The organism is Streptomyces flaveus (assembly GCF_014647675.1).
Classification (GTDB): Bacteria; Actinomycetota; Actinomycetes; order Streptomycetales; family Streptomycetaceae; genus Streptomyces; species Streptomyces flaveus.
This window is the reverse complement of sequence record NZ_BMPQ01000014.1, coordinates 61,974-81,509: the sequence shown is the minus strand read 5'-3', so window position 1 is coordinate 81,509 and position 19,536 is coordinate 61,974. Positions and strand designations below refer to the sequence as shown.

The 19,536-nt window shown below is 71.6% G+C and carries 10 protein-coding genes; 2 read left to right on the top strand and 8 right to left on the bottom strand.

From position 1 onward, the window contains the following. Nucleotides 1-7: 7 nt before the first annotated feature. Nucleotides 8-8,137, bottom strand: coding sequence for a type I polyketide synthase (locus IEZ21_RS25830; RefSeq protein WP_189324272.1), 8,130 nt, complete (start codon nucleotides 8,135-8,137; stop codon nucleotides 8-10). Between the two features lie 168 nt (nucleotides 8,138-8,305). Between IEZ21_RS25830 and IEZ21_RS25825 the strand changes: the two genes are divergently transcribed. After that, nucleotides 8,306-8,764 carry an RrF2 family transcriptional regulator gene (locus IEZ21_RS25825; RefSeq protein ID WP_033318256.1) on the top strand — a complete coding sequence of 153 codons (459 nt, stop codon included), beginning with the start codon at nucleotides 8,306-8,308 and terminating at the stop codon, nucleotides 8,762-8,764. 7 nt (nucleotides 8,765-8,771) lie between these two features. On the opposite strand, the gene IEZ21_RS25820 is transcribed toward IEZ21_RS25825, so the two are convergent. The 7 genes from IEZ21_RS25820 to IEZ21_RS25795 form a co-directional block, all read right to left on the bottom strand. Beyond that, nucleotides 8,772-11,105, bottom strand: coding sequence for an arylsulfatase (locus tag IEZ21_RS25820; protein ID WP_189324271.1), 2,334 nt, complete (start codon nucleotides 11,103-11,105; stop codon nucleotides 8,772-8,774). 22 nt (nucleotides 11,106-11,127) lie between these two features. Next, a complete protein-coding gene (locus IEZ21_RS25815; RefSeq protein WP_189324270.1) occupies nucleotides 11,128-13,149 on the bottom strand; it encodes an ABC transporter ATP-binding protein in 2,022 nt (673 codons plus the stop codon). Beyond that, a complete protein-coding gene (locus IEZ21_RS25810; RefSeq protein ID WP_189324269.1) occupies nucleotides 13,146-14,018 on the bottom strand; it encodes an ABC transporter permease in 873 nt (290 codons plus the stop codon). The genes IEZ21_RS25815 and IEZ21_RS25810 overlap by 4 nt, the downstream gene beginning before the upstream one ends. Nucleotides 14,019-14,026: 8 nt before the next feature. Then, on the bottom strand, nucleotides 14,027-14,971 hold the full coding sequence (locus tag IEZ21_RS25805) for an ABC transporter permease (RefSeq protein ID WP_189324268.1): 945 nt from the start codon (nucleotides 14,969-14,971) through the stop codon (nucleotides 14,027-14,029). Nucleotides 14,972-14,973: 2 nt separating this feature from the next. Further along, nucleotides 14,974-16,560 (bottom strand): ABC transporter substrate-binding protein, encoded by a 1,587-nt coding sequence (locus tag IEZ21_RS25800; RefSeq protein WP_189324267.1) that lies wholly within the window; start codon nucleotides 16,558-16,560, stop codon nucleotides 14,974-14,976. A gap of 205 nt (nucleotides 16,561-16,765) precedes the next feature. Beyond that, nucleotides 16,766-16,849 carry a putative leader peptide gene (locus IEZ21_RS48880; RefSeq protein WP_373302300.1) on the bottom strand — a complete coding sequence of 28 codons (84 nt, stop codon included), beginning with the start codon at nucleotides 16,847-16,849 and terminating at the stop codon, nucleotides 16,766-16,768. 61 nt (nucleotides 16,850-16,910) lie between these two features. After that, entirely contained in the window at nucleotides 16,911-18,143 is a 1,233-nt protein-coding gene (locus tag IEZ21_RS25795; protein ID WP_189324266.1) for an ROK family transcriptional regulator, read from the bottom strand. Nucleotides 18,144-18,548: 405 nt separating this feature from the next. On the opposite strand from IEZ21_RS25795, the gene IEZ21_RS25790 reads away from it, so the two are divergent. Beyond that, entirely contained in the window at nucleotides 18,549-19,505 is a 957-nt protein-coding gene (locus tag IEZ21_RS25790) for a TauD/TfdA dioxygenase family protein (RefSeq protein WP_189324265.1), read from the top strand. The last annotated feature ends 31 nt before the right edge of the window (nucleotides 19,506-19,536 follow it).

Sequence of the window (19,536 nt, the reverse complement as noted above, 5' to 3'; positions counted from 1 at the left end):
GAGAGACTCACCGGTTTCCTTTCGCCGTGCGTGAGGTGATCCAGGTACGGATGGCCGACGCCGTGGTCCCGGCGTGCTCGCGCATCATCGTCAGGTGGTCGCCGGGCACGTCCACGCAGTCGTGCGGCAACGGCCAGGACGCCCGCCAGCTCCCGTTCCGCCCGTCCGTAGACGCCGCCATGGCCGGGGTGGGCTCCGTCGCGCACACCAGGAGCGTGGGGGTGTCGACCGGCTCGGGCTCCCAGCCGAGGAAGATGCGGTTGTACGCGCCCATCGCGGCCAGCACGCCGTCGTCGTCTCCGACGAGGGCGAGCTGTCCGAGGCCCTGGACTGAGGGAGCGGCCAGGGAGACCAGCCACTCCTTGCCGCTGTTGTCCTCGTTGATGTGGTACGTGTCGATCAGAACGAGGCCGACGGGAGAGGCGCCGATGCTCTCCAGGTGGCTGGTCACCGTGTGGGCGACATTGCCGCCCGCGGACCCTCCAACGATCACGAAGGGCTTGTCCCCGACATGCCGCAGCACCGTCTCGGCATGCGTGCGAGCCAGCGTCGCATGATCCTCCGGCACCGCGGCGCCCCCACCGATGCCGGGGTGCGGAAGTTCCAGGACGTCCAGTTCGCCCTGGAAGTGGCCATGGAAATGAGGGAATTCGCCGCCTTCCGACGGGTGCGAGGGGTGGTAGGCCGGGAAGTAGACGATCGTCGGGCGGCCGGAATCGCCGCTTCCGTCGGCGCGGCGAATCGGGGGCAGCGCGTGATCGCGGCATGCGGCGGCACCGTACGTCGGCAGCGCATAGGACGCGGTGACCAGCATGTGCATCGCCGCCACCGCGTGACCGCTCTCGCTGACCTTTCGGAACAGCGAGGAGAGGGTGTGCGTGTGCCGCTCCGGCTCCGGGGCGGGCAGCGAGTCGTCCAGCAGGCCGAGCAGATGCCGGGCCAGTCCCTCCGCCGTGGGGTGCTCGAACACGGCGGCGGCGGGCAGCCTGAGCCGCAGCGCCATGCTCAGCCGGTTGCGGACCTGAACCGCCGTCAGGGAGTCGAAACCCAGGTCGGCGAAGGTCTTCCCGGTCGGCAGTGCCGCGGCGTCGGGGTATCCGAGAACCGCGGCCACGTCACCGCGCAGCAACTCCGCGAGCGCCTCCTCCCGTTCGCCGGCGGGCAGCCCGGCCAGCAGCTTCCGCCACGCTCCCGGTTCCCCCACCTGCTGTACGGAGCCGGTTCCGGGATCGGATCCGCCTGCCGTCGGCCGGACCGGGCGCACAAGCCCTCGCAGCAGTGGCGGGAGGCGGTCCCCGGCGGACCGGAGGCTTGCCCGGTCCAGCAGGATCGGGGCCAGTACGGGCTCTCCGTCGCCCAGCGCCGCGTCGAACAGTGCCAGGCCCTGTGCCGGGGAGAGCGCCCGGAACCCCTCGCTGGAGGTCGAGGACGGTCCGCTCTCCGCGAGCTGTGCGGCCATGCCACCGCCGTGTTCCCACAGTCCCCATGCCAGGGAGACGGCGGGCAGCCCGAGCGCGGTGCGATGGCGGGCGAGCGCGTCCAGGAAGGAGTTCGCCGCCGCGTAGTTGCCCTGCCCTGCCCGGCCCAGCAGGCCCGACGCCGAGGAGAACAGGACGAACGCCGACAGGTTCAGATCCCGGGTCAGTTCGTGCAGGTTCCAGGCCGCGTCCGCCTTCGGCCGCAGTACCGCCGCCATCCGTTCGGGGGTCAGCGCGGCCAGCACGCCGTCGTCGAGGACGCCCGCGGCGTGCACCACGGCGGTCAGCGGGGGCTCGCAGCTCTTGATCACCTCGGCCAGCGCGGCGCGGTCGGCCGCGTCACAGGCGACGATCCGGGCCTCGGCCCCCAACTCCTCCAGCACGGTGCGCAGTTCCTCGGCTCCGGGTGCCTGCGGGCCTCGACGTCCGGTCAGCAGCAGATGCCGTACGCCATGCGCGGTGACCAGGTGCCGGGCCACTTCTGCGCCCAGTGCCCCGGTGCCCCCGGTGATCAGTACGGTGCCGTCCGGACCGAACGAGCCGCTTCCGGTGTCCCCGGTGTCCGCTGCCGCCGCGACCAGTCGTGGCACCGTCATCCGCCCTGCCCGGACTGATAGCTGGGGTTCGCCGGTGGCCACCGCCTCGGGGAGCAGTCGCAGGGATTCGGGCCGGCCGTCCACGTCGACCAGGACGACACGACCGGGCAGCTCCGACTGCGCCGTACGCACCAGTCCCCAGACCGCGGCGCCTGCCAGGTCCGGCACCGGCGCGGTGGCGTCCCTCGTCACCACCACCATCCTTGACCCCGCGGTCCGCGGATCGTCCTGCCAGTTCTGCAGAGCCTGAAGCACCCTGCCGGTCAGGAGGTGTACGGCGGACAGTGGATCGGAATCCGTCGCCGGGCCGAGTGCCGTGACGGCCACGATGTCCGGTTCGGATGCCGTGGAGTCTGGGTCCGCGACGTCGGGGAGGAACTCGCCGAGATCCAGCTCGTCCGGGCCAAGGAGCATCCAGACTCCGTTGTCCGCGTCCGTGGGCGGCTCGATGGCGATCCAGTCGGGGCGCAGCAGGGCGCGTCGTATCGCGTCGTCCGCCAAGTCACCCTGACCGACGGACAGTTCGCGGGTGGAGAGTGAGTCGATCCGCGCCACCGGGCGGCCTTCCGGGTCGGCCAGCGTCAGTGTGACCGTGTCCGCCCCGGCCGGGGCGACTCGTACGCGCAGCTCCGAGGCTCCGACGGCGTGCAGACGTACCCCGTTCCACGCGAACGGCACCCGGACCGCATCGGGTTCGGGGTCGGCGAGCAGGACGGTGTGCAGTGCCGCGTCCAGCAGCGCCGGATGGATCCCGAAGCGATGGGCGTCCGCCGCCTGCGGCTCGGGGAGCCGTACCTCCGCGAAGAGTTCCTCGCCGCGCCGCCATATCGCCCGTACGCCCTGGAAGGCCGGCCCGTAGGCGAAACCGCCGTCCGCCAGGGTGTCGTACGCGTCGGAGAGGTCCACTTCGGCGGCGCCCTGCGGCGGCCAGGTCGTCAGCCCGCTCTCCGCCACCTGGGGCGCTGCCCGGCCCAGCAACCCGGTGACATGCCGGGTCCAGTCGGCCTCCGGGGCTTCTGCCGGGGATTCCTCGGGCCGGGAGTAGATGTCGACCGGGCGGCGGCCGGATTCGTCCGCCGCCCCCACGACGACCTGGACGCGTATCCGCGTCGCGGCGGGCAGAACAAGCGGTGCCAGGACCACGAGTTCGTCCAGCATGTCGCAGCCGACCGCGTCGCCCGCCCGGACGGCCATCTCGACGAACACCGTCGCGGGTACGAGGACCGTCCCGGCGATCACATGGTCGGCGAGCCAGGGGTGGTTCGCGGTGGAGAGCAGCCCGGAGAGCACGGTCCGGTCGGTGCCCGGTATCGCGAATGCCGGGCCGAGCAGGTGGGCGTCGGCCGTTGTCTCGGGGGTGTGCGGTACGTCCAGCCAGTACCGCTGCCGCTGGAAGGCGTACGTCGGCAGGTCCACCCGGCGCGCCCCGGTGTCCGCGTACACCGTCGGCCAGTCGACCTTCACCCCGCGTACGTGCAGTCGGGCCACGGCGGACAGCAACGTCTCCGTTTCCCGCTCACCGCCCCGTGTGGCCGCGGCGCACTCTCCGGCGACACCACCGTCCGCGGCGGTCAGGCACTCCTCGGCCATCGCCGTGAGCACAGGACCTGGCCCGAGCTCCAGAAAGGCGGAAACCCCCTCGTCGTCGAGGCACCGCACGGCGTCGGCGAACCGCACCGGCAGGCGGGCGTGCCGCACCCAGTACTCGGGAGAGCACAGTTCCTCGGCGTCCGCCTGCCGCCCCGTCACGGCGGAGACCACCGGGATCCGCGGCGGCCGGAAGGTCAGCCCTTCCGCGACCCGGCGGAACTCGTCGAGCATCGGCTCCACCAGGGGCGAGTGGAAGGCGTGGCCGACGCGCAGGCGTACGGTCCTGCGGCCGCGCGCCTCGAACCCGGCCGCGACGGTGAGCACCGCGTCCCGCGCGCCGGAGATCACCACCGACTCCGGCCCGTTCACGGAGGCGATCGCCACCTGGTCCCCGACGTCCGCCAGCGCGGGCAGGACCTCCTCCTCGGCCACGTGCAGGGCGACCATCGCCCCGCCCTCGGGCAACGCCTGCATCAGCCGGCCGCGGGCCGCGACGAGCGCAGCGGCGTCAGCCAGGTCCAGGACTCCGGCGACGTGGGCCGCCGCCAGTTCCCCCACGGAATGTCCGGCCAGGAAGCCGGCCCGCACGCCCCAGAAGTCCAGCAGCCGGAACAGGGCGACCTCGAAGGCGAACAGAGCGGCCTGAGTGAAGTCCGTACGGTCGAGCAGGGCGGCCTCGGGCGAATCCTGCTCGGCGAACACCACCGTACGCAGCGGCCGTTCGAGATGGTCGTCCAGCTCCCGGCACACATCGTCGAAGGCCGTGGCGAAGACGGGGAACGTCGTGTGCAACTCCCGTCCCATACCGGCGCGTTGAGCTCCCTGGCCGGTGAACAGGAACGCCGTACGGACACCCGGATCCGCGATGCCGCTCGCCGCGCCGCCATCCGTGCCCTCGCCGAGTGCCCGCAGCACCTGAAGCATCCGCGTCCGGTCCCCGGCCGGCACCGTCGCCCGGTGGGTCAACGCCGATCGTGACGCGGCCAGCGTGAACCCGATGTCGGCGCAGGACAGTTCCGGCCGGGTCTCCACCGCGGCTGCCAGTCGTCGCGCCTGAGCGCGCAGGGCGGCTTCGTCGGCTCCGGAGACCAGCCAGGGCACCGCACCGTCATACGGCACGTCACTGTCGTGCGGCACTTCACCCTCGTACGGCGCTTCACCCCGGTGTGGCATCTCCTTCTCGGAGACCGGCCCGCCGGGTGACGGCGGTGACGGCTGGGGCTCCTCCAGGATCACGTGCGCGTTGGTCCCGCCGATCCCGAAGGCCGAGACACCGGCGCGCCGCTGCCGGTCCGCCGATGGCCACGGCCGGGCCGTGGTCAGCAGTTCCACCCGGCCGGAGGACCAGTCCGCATGGGGCGTGGGCTTCTCCACATGCAGTGTTCGGGGCAACTCCCCGTGTCGCATGGCCTGCACCATCTTGATGACCCCGGCGACGCCCGCTGCCGCCTGGGTGTGCCCGAGGTTGGACTTGACCGATCCGAGCCACAGCGGCGGCTGCTCCTCGGTCCGTCCCTGGCCGTACGTGGCCAGCAGCGCCTGTGCTTCGAGGGGGTCACCCAGCGTGGTGCCAGTGCCATGGGCCTCCACCGCGTCCACGTCGCCCGTGCGGAGCCCGGCATCGGCCAGCGCCTGCCTGATCAGCTGCTGCTGTGCCTGCCCGTTGGGCGCCGTCAGTCCGTTGGACGCGCCGTCGGAGTTGACCGCGGAACCGCGCAGCACGGCCAGCACCGGGTGACCGTTGCGCCGGGCGTCGGACAGCCGCTCCAGCAGCACCAGCCCCGCGCCTTCGCCCCAGGCGGCACCGTCCGCCGACGACGAGAACGACTTGCAGCGGCCGTCGGGGGAGAGGCCGCGCTGCCTGCTGAACGCCAGGAACGGCTTCGGCGTCGACATCACGGTGACTCCGCCGGCCAGGGCCAGGGAACACTCGCCCGAGCGCAGCGCCCTCGCCGCCCAGTGCAGCGCCACCAGCGAGGAGGAGCACGCGGTGTCGACCGTGATCGCGGGACCGCGCAAGCCGTACGCGTACGAGATCCGGCCGGAGGCCACGCTGCCGGCCGAGCCCAGGCCCAGATGCGCCTCCAGTTCGTGGGGACGGGTGAACCGGGCGGAGTAGTCGCCGTACATCACACCGACGAACACCCCCGTGTCGCTCTCCTTCAGCGACGCCGGGTCGATTCCGGCCCGCTCCCAGACCTCCCAGGAGGTCTCGAGGAGCAGCCGCTGCTGCGGGTCCATGGCCAGCGCCTCACGGGGCGAGATCCCGAACAGCCCCGCGTCGAACTCCGCGGCCCGGTGCAGGAATCCGCCGCTGCGGGTGTACGTGGTGCCGACCCGATCGGGATCGGGGTCGTACAGGGCGGTCAGGTCCCAGCCTCGGTCGGCCGGGAACTCCGAGATCGCGTCCTTGCCTTCCGACACCAACTGCCACAGTTCCTCGGGGGAGTTGACGGCGCCGGGATAGCGGCAGCCCATGGCGACGATCACCACGGGGTCCTCGCCGTCCGGTCCGGGATCCCGGAGAGCCGGGGCGTGGACCCCGGCCTCCGTGGAGAAGAGGGCGTCCCGCAGGTACCGGGCCACGTCGGCGGGTGTGGGGCGGTCGAAGACCAGCGTCGTCGGCAGGTTCAGTCCGGCCCGTTCGCCCAGCCGGTCGATCAGCGTGACGGCACCCATGGAGGTCAGACCGAGGTCGGTGAAGGGGCTGTCCGCGTCGAGCCGGTCGTGCGGTGCACGTCCGCAGACCGCGGCCGTCTCGGTGAGCACCGTCTCGCGCAGGGCACGTTCCTGCGCCTCGCGGGAGAGAAGCAGGAGCCGGTCGCGCAGGGATCCGTCGACCGGGGCCGCCGTCTGGGAAGCGGGGGCGAAGCGGACGTCCGGTGCGGGCCGGGCCAGTCCTGGGACGACCGCGTGACGGGCGATCTTGCCGGACGCGGTACGCGGGACGGCGGCGATCTCGTGGATCTGGGCGGGAACCTTGTAGTCGGACAGTCGGGCGCGGCAGTCGGCCAGCACCCGCCGGGGGTCGATCCCCTCCGGGCCGGGGACGAGGAAGGCGACCGGCACCTCACCGAGGACGTCATGCGGCATGCCCACCACCACGGCGTCGGTCACGCCGGGACAGCGCAGCAGGATCTCTTCGATCTCCGTGGGATGGATGTTCTCGCCGCCACGGATGATCAGTTCGCTGACCCGGCCGGTGAGGGTGAGATGCCCGTGCTCGACGCGGCGTCCGAGGTCGCCGGTGCGATACCAGCCGTCCTTCAGCGCGGCGGCCGTCGCCTCCGGCTGGTTGTGGTACCCGGACATGAGGCCCGGCCCGCGCACCCAGATCTCGCCCTCGGCGCCGTCCCTGACATCGTTGCCCGCGCCCGGGTCGACGACCCGTACGTCCATGCCCGGGACCGGTGGTCCGCAGGAACCCTCGACTCGGGGACCCTCCGGCCGGTTCACCGCGATCATGCCGCAGGTCTCGGTGCTGCCGTACGCGTCGAGCAGCGGCGCCCCCAGCGCCTTCTCGACCGCCCGGCGCAACGACGGGGAACTCGGTGCGCCCGCCACGACGCACGTCCGCAACCCTGGTCGGGAGGACGGGGCCTCCTCAGGAGCCTGTCCGGCCGACGCCACCAGCTGGTGGTACGTCGCGGGCACCCCGGCCAGGACGGTGAAGGGACCGCCGAGTTCCTCCGGCGATGCGTCGAGTGTTCGCAACAGGCCGCCGGGCGGCAGGAGTTCGTCGGCGATCCTGGCGCTCGCACCGACGGCGGTGACACCCAGGATCGCGAGGGAGTGGCCGAAGCTGTGGAACAGCGGCAGCGGCCAGAGCAGCCGGTCCTCGGACGAGAGCCCGAAGATCGGGGCGTAGCAGGCCGCCACCGACCACAGGGCGCTGCGCTGCGTGGACAGCACTCCCTTGGGGCGGTGGGTGGTGCCGGAGGTGTAGAGCATCCAGGCCGGATCGTCGAGCCCGAGGTCGTCCCGTGGCGCCTGGCCGGGCTCGTCGGCCTCGGCCGCGCTCTCGAAGAGAACCGTGCCGTCGGGGGCGTCCGCGGGGACCGGTCCCGTACCGGTGAGCAGGACGCGCAGCCGGCGGTACGCGGGACCCAGGCGGTGCAACTGCGCGAGGTGCGTGGGGTCGGTGACGACGACGGAAGCGCCGCTGTCCTGGAGGAAATGGGCGAGCTCGGTGTCGGAGCACCGGGGATTGAGAGGGACGCCGACCGCTCCCGCTCTGACGGTGGCGAGGCAGCTCTCCACCATCTCCACGCAGTTGCCCAGACATATCGCGACCCGGTCGCCGCGGCCGACGCCTGCCCGGGCGAGATACGCGGCCAGCCTGCTGGTGCGCCGTTCCAGCTCGGCGTAGGTGACGCTGCGTAATGAGTCGGCGAAGGCGACACGTTCCCCCGATTGCTCGGCGTGCTTCTTCAGCAACTCCGGCAGCGGCCGGATCAGCTCGTCGTACCTCATGTCCCTGCTTCCCCGATTGCCGTCGATCTCCCTGTCCTGTCAACGATGTTGAGCCTACGTGGACCAGGGCGTGGAGATCGAGAAAGTGGATCGGACTCCCGACCGTGTGCCGATCCGGTGACCGGCGACCGGTGACCGTCATACGCGGTAGTGGCGGATAATCGCGGCATGCGGATCTCGGCGAAGGCGGACTATGCGGTACGGGCGGCGTTGGAGCTGGCTGCGGCAGGTGAGGACACGTCGGTCAAGGCCGAGGCGATCGCCCTGGCACAGGGCATCCCGCACAAGTTCCTGGAGGGCATTCTGGGCGACCTGCGCCGAGGCGGGCTTGTGGTCAGCCAGCGGGGCGGGAAAGGCGGCTACCGGCTGGCCCGCCCGGCGGACTCGATCGCCATCGCGGACGTGATCCGGGTGGCGGACGGACCGCTGGTGTCGGTACGAGGCGTGCGCCCGCCCGAGCTCTCCTACTCCGGCCCCGCGGAATCCCTGCTGCCGCTGTGGATCGCGGTACGCGCCAACGTCCGGAAGATCCTCGGCGAGGTCACCCTGGCAGATGTGGCCGCGGCCAAGCTGCCCGAGGAGGTCGTGGGCCTTGCCGAGGACCCCGGGGCCTGGACGAATCCCTAGCCACCAGCTACTCGAACGCTGCCGCCGCCTCGCGCAGCGCCCGGGCCACCGCCGCAGGCGAGTCCGGTCCCGGAGAGCCCGGACGGTAGGTTACGGAGCGCAGGGCGCCGGTATAGCGGAAGACGCCGTGGCGCTCGTACATCGGCCAGGAGACCGGCGACTTGCGATCCACGCCCACGCTGATGCCCTGGAACGGTGCCATCCCGATCAGCTGGTGGACCGGTTCAGGCGCGGCGCGCTCGGCCCCGTCGACCGTGAGGGCGAAGCGCCAGCGCAGGTGCCGCTCGGCGGTGGCGGTGAGGAGGATCGTGCGGGTGCCGGGAGGCAGGGGGCCCGCGTCCGTCTCGTGCAGTGCTCCGTACTCGTTGTACGCGAAGCGCAGCCGCCCGCCTTCGACGTACAGGCTGTAGCCGCCGCCCTGGTCGCCGTGGGACACCAGGACGCCGCTGTCGCCCTCCTCGTACGACTCCAGCTCCACCGTGACCGTGAAGGAGCGGAAGGCGATGAGCCGGGAGGAGCGGTAGCGCTCCAGCTCGGGTGTGCCGGGCAGGAGCGTGACCGGGCGGGCCAGCTTCTCCTCGGCGGGCCCGCGCAGGGCGAGGGCACCGGAGGCGTCGGGGAGCGGGAAGACGCCGTTGCGCCACGCGGCCTCCTCCCAGGCCGCGGCCAACTCCTTGACCAGCTTGGGCTGTTGGGAGGCCAGGTCGTGGATCTCGGTGGGGTCGGTGCGGATGTCGTACAGCGCCCATTCGGAGTCGTCGTACGGGGCTCCCGGACGATGCAGGGTGACGAGTTTGTGGCCGTCGCGGTAGTAGCTGCGGTTGCCGGTCATCTCGCAGTACTGCTCGGGGTGGGTGCTGTCGGCCGCGGGGTCGGCGAGGACGGGGGCGAAGCTGGTGCCGTCCTGTTCCTGGATGCCGTCGCCCGTCCGCTCGACCCCCGCCAGTTCCAGCAGCGTCGGCGCGATGTCGGTGACGTACTGGTACTGATGGCGGATACCGTCGTCCGCGGGGGAGCGGCGCAGGCCCCGCGGCCAGGTGATCAGGAGCGGCACCCGCACCCCGCCCGCGTACGTGTGACGCTTGTAGAGCCGGAACGGCGTGTTGGAGGCCATGGCCCAGCCGCGCGGATAGTGCACCAGGCTGCGCGGACCTCCGATCAGCTCGGGGTCGCGTGCCACGTCCGCCGGCCAGTCCTCCGGCAGCCGCGGATGGTGGGCGAAGCGGCTGAAGTAGCTGCGGCTGCCTTCGGCGCCGCCCTCGCCGCTGCCACCGTTGTCCGAGGTGAAGACGACGACGGTGTTGTCCAACTCGCCCAGTGCCTGAAGGGTGTTCAGCAGACGCCCCAGGTTCTGGTCGACGTTGTCGACCATCGCCGCGTACACCTCCATGTAGCGGGCGTACAGCCGCTGTTCGTTCGGGGTGAGGTCGTCCCACGCGGCCACGTCCAGGCCGTCTTCGGAGTTGCGGGCGGGTAGTTCGGTGCCCTGAGGGAAGAGGCCGTCCGCCTTCTGCTTCGCGAAGCGGGCCTGGCGCAGTTCGTCCCAGCCGCCGTCGTAGCGGCCCCGGTGGCGTGCGATGTCCTCCGGCTTCGCCTGGAGCGGGGCGTGGACGGCGTTGTGGGCGAGGTAGAGGAAGAAGGGCTTGTCCGGGTCGTGGGCGCGCAGCGACTTCACCATGGACACGGCCTGGTCGGTGATGTCGTCGGTGTAGTAGTAGCCCTCCGGGAACTCGTCGATGTCCAACGGTGTGTTGTCCCGGACCAGTTGGTGCGGGTGGAAGAGGTTGGTCAGTCCCTCCAGGACGCCGTAGTACTGGTCGAAGCCCTTCTGCAGCGGCCAGTTGGCACGGTCGGCCGCCGCGCCGGACGACGCGTCGCGGACCAGATGCCACTTGCCGACCGCGTACGTCGCGTACCCGGAGCCGCGCAGCGTCTCGGCCAGCGTGGGGATGTCGTGGGCGATCTCCATCCCGTAACCCGGGAAGCCCGGATCGGCGTTGGCGACCATCGCATAGCCGACCCGGTGCGGGTTGCAGCCGGTCATCAGCGCGGCGCGGGAGGGGGAACAGAGCGGCGTCGTATGGTAGTTGGTCAGGCGGACGCCCTGCTCGGCGAGTCCGTCGAGCACCGGGGTCGAGACCTCCGCGCCGAAGGGGCCGATATCGCTGTAGCCCATGTCGTCGACATAGACGAGCACGATGTTCGGAGCCCCGGCGGGGGCTGTGCGCTGCTGGGGCCAGGCAGGCCGCGACTCGGCGAAGGTGCGGCCGATGCGGCCGGGGAAGCCCTCGTACGGGTCGCGACGAGTGGGGCCGGAGCTGGAAGCGGTGCTGTCGGTCATGGGGTGCGTTCCTCGGGGTCGGTCATGCGGCGGGCACTCCCAGGGCCGAGGCCGGGACGGGATCGGGTACCGCCGACAGGAGCTTTTGCGTGTAGGGGTGCCGAGGGGACTCGCACACCTCGTCCACGGGTCCGGACTCGACGATCCGCCCCCGGTGCATGACCGCGATGCGGTGACTGACCTGCCGTACGACCGCCAGGTCATGGGCGATGAAGAGCAGAGCGAGGCCGAGGTCGCGCTGCAGATCGGACAGCAGGTTGACGATCTGGGCCTGGACCGAGACGTCGAGGGCCGAGACCGGCTCGTCGCAGATCAGCAGGGAGGGTTCCGGGGCGAGGGCGCGCGCGATGCCGATGCGCTGACGCTGGCCGCCGGAGAAGGCGCGGGGGAGACGGTCCACGGCTGCCGGATCCAGGCCGACGAGCTCCAGGAGCTCGGCGACGCGGGCCTCGCGTGCCGCGCGGTCCGGGTGCAGACCGTGCACGAGGAGGGGCTCGCCGACGATGTCGCCCACCGTCATCCGCGGGTTGAGGGAGGCGTACGGGTCCTGGAAGACCATCTGCACCTGGCGGCGCAGCGTCCGCAGGGCCGTACGGGAGGGGCGGGTGACGTCCTGGCCGCGCAGTCGGATCGTGCCGCCGTCGGCCTGGTGGGCGTGGGCGAGCAGGCGGGCCAGGGTCGACTTGCCGGAGCCGGACTCGCCGACGAGACCCAGGGTTTCGCCCTGGTGCAGGCGCAGGGAGACGTCGTCGACGGCGACGAGCCGATTGCGGCGGCCGACCCGGCCGCGTCCCCGGAACTCCTTGCGCAGGGCGGAAGTCTCCAGCAGTGGTGCGTCGTCGGCCGGGAGTTGGTCCCCCGGCTCCCCCTCGACCTCCAGCCGCACCTCCAACTCGGCCTCGCGACGGGCCAGTTCGGCCGGATTGCGGTACCTGGACCGTACGGGTGGCGCGGCAGAGGTAACGGTGGAAGCCGCCGTGTCCGGGTGCCAGCACGCCACGTGATGCCCGGCTTGCGATGTCGCCTCCAGCAAAGGTGACTCCAACTCGGGCGACTCCAGCAAAGGCGACTCCAGCACAGGCGCCTCGCTTCCGCACCGCTCGTCGGCCGACGCGCAACGCGCCGCGAACGCGCAGCCGGTGAGCGGCAGCGACAGGTCGGGTGGTGAGCCGGGGATCCCGGCGAGGCGGGTGCCGGAGGGCGAGGACAGCCGGGGCACGGCGGCCAGGAGTCCCGCGGTGTACGGGTGGCGGGGGCGGGTGAGGACCTCGGCCGTGGGGCCGTCCTCGACGACCGTTCCGCCGTACATCACGAGCAGGCGTGCGCAAGTACGGGCGACGACGCCCATGTTGTGGGTGATGAGGACGAGTGCCGTGCCGGTCTCCTCGTTGAGCCTGGTCAGCAGGCCCAGGATCTGCTCCTGCACGGTGGCGTCCAGCGCGGTGGTCGGCTCGTCCGCCACCAGCACCTCCGGTTCGTTGGCCAGGGCCATGGCGATGAGGACGCGCTGGCGCTGGCCTCCGGAGAACTGGTGCGGATGGTCGTCCAGTCGGCGTCGCGGGTCCGGGATGCCCACCAGGGCCAGCAGCTCCTCGGCGCGCGCCCGGCGGGCGGCGCGGTCGCCGTGGCCGTGGGCGCGCAGCACCTCGTCCAGATGCGTGCGGATGGAGAGGACGGGATTGAGCGAGGTCATCGGGTCCTGGAAGATCATCCCGATCCGGGCACCGCGTACCGCGCGCAGTTCCTCCTCGCTCGCGCCGGTCAGCTCGGTGTCGCCGAGGCGCACGGAACCTGCGGTGATCCGGCCGGTGTCCGGCAGCATCCGCGTCAACGCCAGCGCGGTGGTGGACTTCCCGGAGCCGGACTCGCCGACCACGGCCAGGGTCTCGCCGCGTCGCAGGGTGAAGCCGACGTCGCGTACGGCATGGACGGCGGCCCCGTCCGGAGTGCCGAAGTCGACGCTCAGACCTCGTACGTCCAGCAGAGCGTCCTGTGACGGGGAAGCCGTCGGCGTAGGGGAAGTCGTGGGCGTACTGGATGTCATCGGCGTATCTCCCGGTTCAGGGCCTCGGACAGCAGCGAGAAACCGAGGACGAGCAACGTGACGACGAGCAGCGGACCGGCGGCGAAGTGGGGTGCCTGGGCCAGGTAGGGAAGCGCCTGGCTGAGCATGTTGCCGAGCGTGGGCTCGGGAGGGCGGATGCCGACCCCCAGGAAGCTCATGGCGCCCTCCAGGAAGACGGCGACGGTGAGCGAGACGGCGAGCTGCACGACCAGCGGATCGGCGCAGTTGGGCAGGATGTGCCGCAGCAGCAGCCGGGCCCGGCCCGTGCCGCCGACCCGCGCGGCGACGGCGTACTCGCGCTCGCGCTGGACGAGGATCCCGGCACGCAACTGCCGCCCGAAGACGGGGATTTCGGCCAGTGCGATCACGACCACCACCGGCAGGCGGCCCGGACCGAGTACGGCCGTGATGGCGAGTGCCAGGATCAGCCCCGGGAAGGCCAGCACCAGGTCGAAGACTCGTTGCACCACGGTGTCCAGCACCGGGTGCACCGCGGCGAGCAGCGCGAACGCACACCCCAGGAGCGCGCCCAGCGGCACCGCGAGCGCGATGACCTCCAGGTCGGTGCGGATGCCGTACAGCACCCGGCTCAGCAGATCGCGGCCCAGGTCGTCGGTGCCCAGGAGATGTCCGGGGCTGCCCGGTGCGAGGAGCGCCTCGCCGCTCTGGGCGGTCGGGACGTGCGAGCTGAGCAGGGGCGCGAGCAGTCCGGCGAGGGTCACCAGCAGGGCGAGAGCGAGGCCGATCCGGCCGCGCGTGGTGGCCAGGGCCTTGCGGTAGGGCTGGTGTGGGTTGCGGGCGGCGCCGGGGCCCGGCTTCCGTGCCCGTACGAAGGAGAGCGTGGTCATGGCAGCGGTCACTCCCACCGGATCCGCGGGTCGAGCGCGGCGTAGACGACGTCGGTCAGCAGCTGGACCAGTACGAAGACGGCCACGAGGAGCAGCAGGAGGTCCTGGACCACCGGATAGTCGCGGCGGTTCAGCGCCTGCTCGGCGAGCTGGCCAAGACCCGGCCAGGCGAAGATCGCCTCCACCAGGACGGCACCGCCCAGGAGTTGGCCGGTCTGCATGCCGAGCAGCGTGACGACGGGCGGCAGGGCATTGGGCAGGGCATGCCGCCACAGCAGCCTGCGCCGCGGTACGCCGGCCGCGGTGGCGGTGCGGATGTAGTCCTCGGCGAAGGCGCGTTCCAGGCTGTCCTTGAGGTAGCGGCCGAGCACGGCGGCGCTGGGCAGGGCGAGACAGAGGGAGGGGAGCAGCAGGTACTGCAGCTCCAGATCGGGCGCTTCCAGCAGGCCGACGCGGCCCCCGGACGGCAGGACGCTCAGCCCGACCGCGAAGACCAGCACCAGCAGTACGCCCGTGACGAAGGGCGGCACCGCGAGCGCCCCGGTGGTCAGGGCATGGACCACCACCCGCACCGGGCGCCGCCGTGAGGCGGCGCCGAGCACGCCGAACAGCAGACCGAGGGTGACGGTGAAGAAGAGGGCGCCCAGGGTGAGTTCGGCGGTGGCGCCCAGCCCGTCGCCGATCAGGTCGGCGACCTGGCCGCCGATGGCGTACGACGGGCCGAGGTCGCCCCGGACCAGGTCGCCGATCCAGGACGCGTACTGCGCCAACAGCGGCTCGTCAAGGCCGAGTTGACCGCGGATGGCGGCGACTGACTCCGGACCCGCGTCGGGTCCGGCGAGCACCTCGGCGGCGTCGCCCGGGACCAGGCGCAGGATGGCGAAGATCAGGAAGGAGGCCAGGAGGAGGACCAGCAGTGCGGAGGGGATCCGTTTGAGGAGGTAGCCGCGCATGGTCACACCAGGTGGGCGTCGTCGAGGTTCAGGTACGAGAACTTGGTGAGCGCCGGTCCGCGCAGCTTCTCGGCGGCGACCTGCACCGAGTCCTGGACGGCGAGGTCGATGATGAACGCCTCGTCCAGCAGCAGATCGGAGATCTTCTGGTAGCGGGCGTGTGCCTTCGCCCCGTCGGCGTCCTTCTGCCGCCAGGCGTCCTGGACCGCCTCGGTGTATTCCGCGGAGCGGAAGTGCGAGGTGTTCCTGGCCTCGTTGAAGGGGTACGCGCTCACGGCCAGGGTGGCGGGCTGCACCTGCGCGAAGCCGTGGCCGTTGACCCAGAGCGTCGGCATGGTGCCGGAGATCAGCTTCTTCTGGAACGAGGCCGGGTCGAAGGGCTGCAACTCGGTCTTGATGCCGATCTGTTGGAGGTCGTACTGCACGATCTCGGCGATGGCGGTGTGCAGCGGCGTGGTGGGGTGGCCGAGCGGGAGGGTGCGGCTCGTCGGCACCCCGGAGGACTTCAGCAGCTCTCGCGCCTTGCCGGGGTCGTGCGTGTAGTGGGTGCGGTTCGCCTCGCTGTAGGCGGGCGACGACTTGGGCCAGGGCGCGGCGGAGGCGAGGCCGTAGCCGCCGAGGGCCTGGTCGACGACCCGGTCCCGGTCCACCGCCCAGGCGATGGCCTGCCGGAACGCCTTGGAGTCGGCGGGCGCCTCGTCGAGGGTGGCCCCGACGTACACGGCGCCGTTGCCGGTGTCGTACTGCTTGATCGTGAAGCCGGAGCTGCTCTTGAGGGTGGCGAGGTGCTTGCCCGAGACGTGGTAGGAGAGCTGTGCCTGCCCCGAGCGGAGCGCGGACAGCAGGGCGTCCGGCTGCGTGTAGACGCGGAGTTCGACGGCGTCCAGGTAGGGGCGGTCCGGTTTCCAGTACTTCTCGTTGCGGGCGAGGCTGAGGCCGGTCCCCGGCCGCCACCGCTTGAAGCGGAACGGGCCGGTGCCGTTGAGCTTCTTGCCCTTGACGGCGTCCTCGACGGAGTGCCGGTCCGTGATGATCATGAACTCGAAGAGGTCGAAGAGGTTGCTCACCGGGTGCGCCAGCTTCACCACCAGCTCGTGGTCGCCGCGCTTCTCGAAGCCGGTCACCGCCTTGGCGGTGGCCGCCAGCTGCGCCGAGCGCTCCGGCTTTCGAAGGTTCTCGACGGCGAAGACGACGTCGTCCGCGGTGAACTTCCGGCCGTCGTGGTACGTCACGTCGTCCCGCAGCTTGAGCGTGATGCTCTTGCCGTCGGGGGCGTACTCCCACGAAGTTGCCAGCTCCGGCTGCGGCTCGAGGTCGTCGTCGTAGCGGATGAGGGTGTTGTAGATCAGCCGGTTCTGCAGCGACTGGCCGGTCTGCGTGAACAGCAGCGCCGGCGTGAAGTCCTGGTTGATGGCGATGGTCAGCGTGCCGCCGCGCTTGGGACCCGCCGACCCCTCCTCCGCGTTCACAGCCGACCGGCAACCGGCCAGCCCACCGCCCGTCCCGAGCAGCAGGGCGCCGGCACCCGCGGCGCGCAGGGCGGTGCGCCGGGTCAGCGGATCCAGGGGCAGGGCGGAGGACGAGGGCATGGTGGAAGACCTGTTCTTTTCGCTGCGGCAGGAATTAATGGCCCGTACGGAGGCGTGGCGGAGGAGCGCGCAATCAAGTGGTGCGGGTACGGGAGGGAAGGTCTCGGAGCGGGCCGGTGGCGGAGGCCCGGACGGCTGGGTGGCCGGGCGGACCCGGAGGGCCGACGGTGAATCCGCGGCGGATCAGCGGCTGATCAAGAAGGGATCAGCGGCAGACAGCACAGATCGCGCTGGACTGCCGACAGAGGTCGACGTGCCAGCGGGAGACGAGGCGCAGATCCAGGTTCACGCGAAGCAGAATGACAGCGGGCGTCCACAAGGGTCAACAGCCCTGTCCTCAGGGCGACTTGTCAGGCTGACGGGAGCATTGCGGCAGTGTTGCCGAAAGTTTGCAGCGGGCTCTTGAACAGCGGGTTCAGGACGACTGTGGCGGCCGCCACGAGAAGCGCCGCCGGTCCAGCATGTGGGACCACGATCCGCTCCGGATCGTCACAGACATGCGAATGACCGACCGCGGCCGCCCGGATGTCGTCGAGGTACTCGGGTTGGAGCAGGCTGGACTGCTCGGTGACCACCACCAGATCGGGGTTGAGCACATCGAGGAGCAGCCCCGTCGCCCGGCCCACCGCACGCGCGCGTTCCCGCAGCAGCGCGTCAGCACGCCGGTCGCCGGCCGCCGCCGCGTCCACGAGCAGCGCGGCGCTGGGCTCCGGGACGATGCCGTGCTCCACCGCCTGTCGGCCGATCACGGTGTCGGAGACCGTCGCCTCCAGACAACCCGTACGGCCGCACGGGCACCGCACGGTGCTCTCCGGCACGGGCAGATGCGCGACGTCCCCCGCACCCGACTGCGGCCCGCTGTGCACCACGCCGGCGATGGAGAGCGCCGCGTCCACCACGTTGCCCACGAACAGATGGACCAGGGAACGCCGCGCCGCGGGCCGGCCGAAGAGCAGCTCGGACCGGGCGACGGCACGGGCATGGTTGTCGACCCGGACGGGCAGCCCGGTGTGCCGCCGCAGCTCGGCCCCCAGCGGGTGGTGGTGCCAGCCGAGCGCGTCATGCCGTACGACCGTGGCGGTGGCCGGGTCCACCCAGCCGCCGATCGCCGCGCCGACCCCGAGGACCCGGCCGCCGCCCGGTGCCTGCCCGGCGAGGAACGCGGCCAGCTCGCGGCCCACCCGGTCCGCGAGCTCGGCGGCGGGAATCCCGTCGTGCCGGAAGTCGTGCCGGACCAGGACCGTGCCGCGCAGGTCCGTCAGCCCGAAGGCCGAGCGCGGCACCCCGATGTGAACGCCCGCGACCAGTGGCCCGCCGGTCTCACCGGTGTGCAGGTCCACCGGTATCTGAGGTCGGCCCACACCGCTCGCTGCGACCAGCTCCGGTACCTCGCGCACCAGGCCGAGGCGCGCCAGATCGGTGCACTGCCGGGAGACGGCCGCCGGGCTCAGCCCGGACAGCCTGGCGATGCCGCTGCGGGCCACCGGACCGTGGTCGAGAACGGCCCGCAGTACGGACGCGGCGTTGGCCTCCCGGCGGCCGTCGCCGGACGGGCGCGCAGCGGGGGGAGTGACGGTCGACATGGCGGTCCTTCCGGACGAGAGGATGCCGATTTTCCCGGACGAGGGGATCTCGGTTCTTCCCGGACGACGGGTGAGCGGCACCAACATGCCGTGCACGGAGGTGGTTTGGCGACCGGCAGTGGCAGGGACCACAGCGCGGGTGTCGGGCGTATTGCAAGGTCGTGAAGCAGGGCCCGGGAGCCTTGACCGGCTTCCGGGCGCGCGCCCAAGCTCGTGACTGAAGGCAGCACACCGCCCGACCCGGCCATCACGCCGTATCCCCATCGCACACCTCAGTGCCTTTGCGGGTCGAACCGGCTACGGGACGCCTTTCATCTGCGCGGATTTCCTTCCGCTCCGACAGCAACTAAAAGCCATCAACGGACACCACAGCCACCAACAGCCAATCCGGCGAAGGGACCTGCCATGACGTCCACCGCATCCGTCACCAAGAACACCGCTCTCACCATCGAAAAGGTCGGTGGCCGCATCGGAGCCGTGATCTCCGGAGTCCGACTCGGCGGCGGCCTCGACGAGGACACCGTGGCCGCGATCCGCGCCGCGGTCCTCGAGCACAAGGTCGTCTTCTTCCGCGACCAGCAGCACCTCGACGCCGACGAACACGAGGCGTTCGGCCGGCTGCTCGGCGAGCCCGTCGCCCATCCGACCGTGCCCTCCGTCGACGGCCGCTACGCCTTCGCCGTCGACAACGACCACGGCGGCCGCGCCAACCAGTGGCACAGCGATGTCACGTTCGTGCCCGCGTTCCCGGCCTTCTCCATTCTGCGCGCCGAGGTCGTCCCCCCGTACGGCGGCAACACCCTGTGGGCCAACACGGCCGCCGCCTACGCAGGATTGCCCGAGCCGCTGCGGGTGCTGGCCGAGAGCCTGCGCGGCGTGCACACCAACGACTACGCGGCCGTACGGCCGAACGCGGTGTCCGCGGAACTGCGGCAGTTCCGGCAGGTCTTCACCTCGACCAAGTTCGAGACCGAGCACCCGGTGGTGCGGGTGCACCCGGAGACCGGCGAGCGGGTCCTGCTGCTCGGCAACTTCCTTCAGAGGCTCTCCGGTCTGCGCGGCAGCGACTCGCGCGCCGTCGTGGGCGTCCTCCAGTCGCACGTCGAACGCCCGGAGAACACCGTTCGCTGGCAGTGGCGCACCGGCGACGTCGCCCTCTGGGACAACCGCGCCACCCAGCACTACGGAGTGGACGACTCCGACGACCACGAGCGCACCCTGCGCCGCGTCACCATCGACGGCGACGTCCCGGTCGGCGCGGACGGCCGCCGCTCGCTGCTGCTCTCCCCGGAGTCGGTTCCTGAGCCCGCCCACGGGATCGCCTCCGGCGCGTCCACCGGCGGAGCGCTCACCGAGGTCTGACCTCCTCGATCAAGCCGCCGCCCCCAGCGGG